The sequence below is a fragment of the Fibrobacter sp. genome (genome assembly GCA_012523595.1).
Classification (GTDB): Bacteria; Fibrobacterota; Chitinivibrionia; order Chitinivibrionales; family Chitinispirillaceae; genus JAAYIG01.
Window position 1 is genome coordinate 1 of record JAAYIG010000208.1, and the last position, 6,202, is coordinate 6,202.

Here is a 6,202-nt window from a genome sequence, read left to right on the forward strand (position 1 = left end):
AAACGGGCGTTTTTCTCTGCCATCGTGACCAGAAGCCTCTTGTGGCCCTTTTGAGGAGTCGAAATTTTGATTCTGGAGGAGAACTGAGTGTTAAGCCACTGCTGAAGCACTTCAGTATTGAACCCGGTACCTTCAGGGATAAGTATTTCTTCGGGCGGGGTTTCTTCAGAGGACATGTAATACTGCAGCAGGATATTGTCGTGATTGGATCTGGAGAGATCCCAGGTGGTGCGTTTCAGAAGAAAGTTTCTGGATGACATCAGCAGGCCCTCACGGAAATTGAGAATCGTAAGGCAGTTATTGCGGTCACCCTCGGCAAGCCCGAAGACATCGCAATCGACATCGGCGAGTTTCAGGTCTACCTGCTGAAGCCTCGATGCGTCGCGGATAAGCTGAATCTGGTCCCTGAGTGCGGCTGCATCCTCAAACCTCAGTTCCTCGGAGGCTTTCTCCATGCGGTGTTGAAGATCGTTGATCAGGTCGTTCCGTTTTCCTGAGAGAAAACGGACCAGATCTGAAATGTTTGATCTGTATTTTTCTTCTGAGATCTTGTTCGCACATGGGCCTGAGCATCTTTTCATTGAGTAGTTGATACAGGGACGGATCTCTTTTGAAAGGGGGAGATTTTTGTTGCAGTCCCGAAGTTTGAAAATCTTCTTTGCAAAAGCGGCAAGCCTTCTCATTGATTTTACATCTGTATAGGGCCCGAAATACTTGGCTCCGTCCTTTTCTACTCTTCTGACTATAAGAAGCCTTGGAAAAGGTTCCTGGACTGTGATCTTCAGATAGGGATAATGTTTGTCATCTCTGAGCTCTACGTTATACTGAGGTTTATGCTTTCTTATCAGATTCGCTTCGAGGATCAGGGCTTCGGTTTCATTATGGGTTGCTATCCACTCTATATGATCCACCTTCTGAAGCATAACCGGGATATGGATTCTGTCCTCGTGTGAATCGAAAAAATAGGATTTGACCCGGTTTTTAAGATTGATCGCTTTTCCTATATACAATGGTATGTTATCGGCGTTTTTCATTATGTAAACGCCCGGGTTTTCCGGAAAACGATTGATCTGTTCGAGAATCTGAGTGGTTTTTTCTGGCTGCATAGAGATATCCGTGTATATCAAATAATACGGAAGTGAAGAGAATAAATTACGGCCGTGTGTTTCCGGGGTATGCGTAAATTAATTTTTGAAGACATTTATTACATCTCTAATGATTTTATTCTCTCTGACAGGAAAAGTAAATGGTTGAAGAGCTGAAAAAAAAGCTGATAGAGGTTCAGCGTACTGAGCTTACCGAATATTACACCTATAAAAAACTGGCTGAGCACGAAAAGAATCCGGAAAACCGGGCGATTTTAAATGAGATTGCCGAGGACGAGCTGCGGCATTACAAGTTCTGGGAAAAGCAGACCGGTATTGCTGTGAGGCATTCGGGTTTTCTGGTCATGATTTATTATGTGATATCCAGAGTACTGGGCCTGACATTTACAATCAAGCTCATGGAACACAAGGAGCAGGGTGCCCAGGTCAATTACCAGGAGATAGCCAGAGAGATTCCTGAGGCCAGTGAAATAGAGGCAGATGAGAACGCGCATGAGCAGAAACTCATCGGTATGATCAATGAAGAGAGGCTCCATTATATCGGTTCAGTTGTTCTTGGTCTAAATGATGCTCTTGTTGAGCTTACAGGTACACTTGCCGGATTGTCTCTGTCATTGCGCAATTCCAGACTGGTTGCTGTTGCGGGACTTATTACCGGGATAGCTGCTTCTCTCTCGATGGCAGCATCGGAGTATCTCTCTACCAAATCGGAAAAAACGAGTGTAAAGAATCCGGTTAGAGCTTCTGTTGTAACCGGAACAGCTTATGTGGCAACGGTTTTTGTTCTTATCCTTCCTTTTTTGTTGCTTACAAATACTGTTGTCGCTCTTGGACTGACTCTTGTCACAGTGTTGATGATAATTGCCTGCTTTACATATTACATCTCGGTAACTCATGACCTCTCCTTTTCCAGAAAATTTGCCGAGATGGCTGGTATCAGTGTCGCTGTGGCGATGATCACTTTTCTGATTGGTTATTTCATTCAGAGATTCTGGAATATCGAAGTATAAGTGTGCCTGGTCATGTCCAGTACATTTTGTAAAACATGGGATGGTTTCGGCATCGGTATCGAATTATTTGCCATATAAGAAGTCAAATAATCTCTTTCTCTGGATAAAATCAAGTACATCTTCTCATTATCAGTTAAGCATTGGTCAGGATTGATCCGGCTTATGGTGTATCGATACCGATGCCTATGTCGATACCGACTCCGAACCAGGGAGCAAACGAAGAGTACTATGAAAACCGCTGCAATCATGATCTCTCGTCAGCCTCTCAGGGTAAACTCGGAATCTCCGTGGCTTAAAGCTGCATCAGAAGCAGTGCTTTGGGCCGGGAAAAACGGCTATACTCTCCTGACTTCGATTGGAGTGAAGACCTGGGAGATGGTTTTGTTTCTGGGGAACAGGTATGGTGTGAGCTGCAGAATCTTTTTGATGGCAGATAGTGAGGATGACTTCAGGGAGAGATCTCAATGGGTCAGAGGCCAGTTCAGACTTGACAATAAGGCAGAGTTCGTTTACCTTCCGGGGCAGGGGAAAGACAAAAGTGAAATTTGCGGTGAAAGGGACAGGATTATAGCCAGTGAAGCGGATCTGCTGATTCCAGTGTCAATTCGTAAAGGCGGAAATATGGACTCCCTGCTGGAGGAGATGCAGAGCAGGGGAATGGCTGTTGAGAGGCGCTTTGAGATCAGGTATCAGAAAAGGGAAGAAAAACTGAAATATGATTTGAAGGGATTATTTTCCGGGAGTGCATTTGGTATCGGAAAAGAATATCTTTATCACTGGACCCGTGCATCGGAGGGCCCCTGGCCCGGTCAGCTTCGCTATGATTACTATGAATCTGTGTTTACTTCCAGGAGTTTCCCCGGAAGTGCTTTTGCAACACTGAAAAACATCCTTTCCCAGAGAAAGATATATGCATCTTCAAGGCATATGCCCTCAGGGGTGGCTGTGGTTTCCTTCACAGGTGCTTCTCCTGCTGAATTTGCCCCTCTCATTAGATGGCGTTCACGATATAGGGAGATGTCTTTTGAACCCTATGGAATAGGTATCGAAAAGCAGGCAGCTCTTCAGTGCGGAATTGTCAGGGTAAAATATTTTGACAAACCGGGAAAGGCTCCGTGCGATGAAAGGTGGATTCATCACTCTGCCGGGAAATCGGGTTTCTGGACAATTGAGGATGAGTACAGGCACTGTGGTGATTTTGATCTGCAGAGCATCTTTCCCGATAAGCTGATCTGCTTGTGTTATTCAGAAACTGAAGCGCTTGAAATCGAATCCGAGTTCAAAATACGTTCTTTTTATTTCCTTTAAAAATTTTTACGGGTCATATCTGAAGTTAACTACTCTTCCAGTTCCTTTAGAATATGCAGCAGGGTCTCTTTTTTCTCCCTCAGTTGATCCTTGAAAAACGGACTGTCGGTCTGTGCGATCTCAGCCCTAAGATCGGAAACCGTGCTTTCAAGTACATCCTTTAAAACTATGTTTTCCTTGTCTGATATCTGTACTGTTTTCATATTTCCCTTCCTTAAAAAGCCTTCCATAAATAGTACGCACGAAAGTATCTTAGAATTATTGCTTGCTTCTGACATTGGCGGAGAAAAATGGATACAAAATCATCAATTTTTATTACGGGACATAAGGGTCTTGTGGGATCTGCAATTGACAGAGCCCTTAGTTCAATGGGGTATAATAATATCCTGAGGCGGAGCCATTCTGAACTCGATCTGACCAATCAGGCGGCAGTAGAGAAGTTTTTTAAAGAGGAGAGGCCGGAGTATGTATTTCTTGCTGCAGCCAAGGTGGGTGGAATTTATGCCAACAACACTTATCCGGCCGAGTTTGCCTTCAGCAATATGCAGATTCAGTGCAACATTGTCAATTCAGCCTGGAAATATGGCACTAAAAAGCTTCTCTTCCTTGGTTCTTCCTGTATTTACCCCAAGTTCGCGCCTCAGCCGATAAGGGAGAGCGAGCTCCTTTCCGGGCCTCTTGAAGAGACCAACAAGGCCTATGCTTTGGCAAAAATAGCGGGTATTATCATGTGTCAAAGCTATAACCGTCAGTACGGTACCAATTTTATCAGTGTCATGCCAACAAACCTCTATGGGCCAAATGACAATTACCATCCGGAAAACTCCCATGTCCTTCCAGCCCTGATAAGACGTTTTCACGAGGCCAAAATGAACAAGGCTCCTTATGTCACAATCTGGGGTACCGGCTCTGTGCTTCGGGAATTTCTTTATTCTGATGATCTGGCAGATGCGTGTATATTTCTGATGCAGAGCTATGATGACGATGAGATCATCAATATTGGATCAGGGGAAGAGATATCGATCAAGAATCTTGCCAGACTGGTCAAAGAGACTGTGGGATACGAGGGTGAGGTAAGATTTGATACGAGCAAACCTGATGGCACTCCCAGGAAACTGCTTGACTGCTCAAAGCTCAATTCGCTGGGGTGGAAACCTCGAATTTCCATGAGGGAGGGATTGAGGCTGGCCTGTGATGATTTTGTCAAGAGACATTCTAAATAGGATCAGAGGGGAGACTGTTCTGAGAAATGGGAAGACAGTTGTATTAAACAGGAAATTTCTCAGAATCCATCCATTATATCCAGATTGACAGAATCGAAAGGCAATGATCTTACCACCTGAAGTTCACGATCAATGCTGAGATCGACCTGGTAGATCTTATTCTTTTCCAATCGAGATCCGTTGCTTTCCTGAAGGACCGAGATAACTGGTCTGTCCAGTTTTTTATTTGCTGAAATAATTCTTGCCACCCGTCCGTCACAGAGTTCCACTATACTGCCGATAGGGAAGATTGAGGAATAGGAGAGAAATGATCTGACATATTCGGCGCTGACCAGACCTTGTTTTGACATCTTTATCAGCATTTCCACTCCCTTGTAGGGGACCAGGGCATTTCTGTAGGGCCGGGGAGAACACAGGGCTTCGAAAATATCGGCGACCTGGGTGATTTTAGCATAGTTGTGAATAAAGCGGCCTCTGCGCTGTTTGGTGTAGCCTTTACCGTTCTCCCTTTCATGGGCCTGGTAGGCGATAAATTTTACCGAATCGGAGACTGTCATAAATCTTTCGATCATGCTCAGGCCGGTCAATGGATGTTTTCTTACCTCGTACCATTCATCATTTGTTAATCTGCCCTTTTTGAAGCGGATTTTTGGAGGCACAAGCAGCATTCCCACATCGTGCAGCAGAGCTCCGACTCCAATGTCGATTACCTGGTTCTCATTAAAGCCTGATGCTGCCGCAATGTTCATGGCAATCAGACAGACATTGAGAGTATGATAGTAAATGGGGTCGTTTTTTTCGGGTTTACAGCTCGACAAAGCGAGAATAATGTTGCGGTCGTTAAGGAATGTGTCAATGAAGAGATCTATTATGGCGCGGATCCTGCCGGAATCTACCTTTTCACCGTTGGCAAGTTTGTTGAGGATTATCTTTACCTGTTTTAAAGCCTCCGAATAGGTAAGTTTCACCTCTTTTTTATAATCTTCCGGACGATCGGCAAGATAGTGCTGCTTCATCGATGCCTTCATCTCGGGACCTGAGGGGACATCGCTTACCTGATCCTGATCTAAAGCATTGTCAAGGAGAGATGCTGATTCATTCTGAAGGAGCTGCCTGAATCCCTCTTCGCCTGATTTGATCTCAGGGAAAAGTCGTCCCGACAGGTCTTCATCTTCCCCATACGATAATCTCTGTACTTCTTCGAATTTTGTATCCAGCAGTTTCTTTAGCTCTGTATCTTTGTCCCTTATATACAACTCAAAAATGTTTCTTCTTTTGAGTATGTCGATATGACGTTCGGTAAGGAAAACGTTTTTTCCTATCAGCAGGTCTCCGGAGGAGCTGAAGTACTCTGTTGCGGTCACCTGTCCCGGGGAAAGGGAATCGATGTTTATGGCCTTCACTCGAAAAACTCCGATGGATGAGCTCTGTGGTACAAATCACATATAATTGTAACATTTTGCACATCAATTGTATTCAAAAAATTTTAACAATTTAATTCGGGCGTTTTTGAGGATTTGCTGGCATGCTTATTGATGTTTTCAATTTATGGCGA

General features: G+C 44.4%; 6 protein-coding genes. 3 read left to right on the forward strand and 3 right to left on the reverse strand.

Translation table 11 applies throughout. The annotated features are described in order from the left end of the window. Positions 1-1,106: excinuclease ABC subunit C (gene uvrC / locus GX089_14415; GenBank protein NLP03684.1), on the reverse strand; the 1,106-nt coding region annotated here is incomplete at its 3' end. A 140-nt stretch (positions 1,107-1,246) separates the two neighbouring features. On the opposite strand from uvrC, the gene GX089_14420 reads away from it, so the two are divergent. Then, on the forward strand, positions 1,247-2,116 hold the full coding sequence (locus GX089_14420; GenBank protein NLP03685.1) for a rubrerythrin family protein: 870 nt from the start codon (positions 1,247-1,249) through the stop codon (positions 2,114-2,116). Positions 2,117-2,344: 228 nt separating this feature from the next. Next, positions 2,345-3,424, forward strand: a complete 1,080-nt coding sequence (locus GX089_14425) for a hypothetical protein (protein NLP03686.1) — start codon at positions 2,345-2,347, stop codon at positions 3,422-3,424. Positions 3,425-3,453: 29 nt separating this feature from the next. On the opposite strand, the gene GX089_14430 is transcribed toward GX089_14425, so the two are convergent. Further along, a complete protein-coding gene (locus GX089_14430; protein ID NLP03687.1) occupies positions 3,454-3,627 on the reverse strand; it encodes a hypothetical protein in 174 nt (57 codons plus the stop codon). Positions 3,628-3,714: 87 nt separating this feature from the next. Here GX089_14430 and GX089_14435 point away from each other — a divergent pair, with 87 nt between their 5' ends. Next, on the forward strand, positions 3,715-4,647 hold the full coding sequence (locus GX089_14435; GenBank protein NLP03688.1) for a GDP-L-fucose synthase: 933 nt from the start codon (positions 3,715-3,717) through the stop codon (positions 4,645-4,647). A gap of 59 nt (positions 4,648-4,706) precedes the next feature. Here GX089_14435 and GX089_14440 read toward each other — a convergent pair whose 3' ends face one another. After that, entirely contained in the window at positions 4,707-6,050 is a 1,344-nt protein-coding gene (locus GX089_14440) for an HD domain-containing protein (GenBank protein ID NLP03689.1), read from the reverse strand. Positions 6,051-6,202: the final 152 nt, after the last annotated feature.

Coding starts and splice junctions, on each gene's coding strand:
- GX089_14420 (NLP03685.1), top strand. CDS start 1,247: ATGGTTGAAGAGCTGAAAAAAAAGCTGATAGAGGTTCAGCGTACTGAG.
- GX089_14425 (NLP03686.1), top strand. CDS start 2,345: ATGAAAACCGCTGCAATCATGATCTCTCGTCAGCCTCTCAGGGTAAAC.
- GX089_14430 (NLP03687.1), bottom strand. CDS start 3,627: ATGAAAACAGTACAGATATCAGACAAGGAAAACATAGTTTTAAAGGAT.
- GX089_14435 (NLP03688.1), top strand. CDS start 3,715: ATGGATACAAAATCATCAATTTTTATTACGGGACATAAGGGTCTTGTG.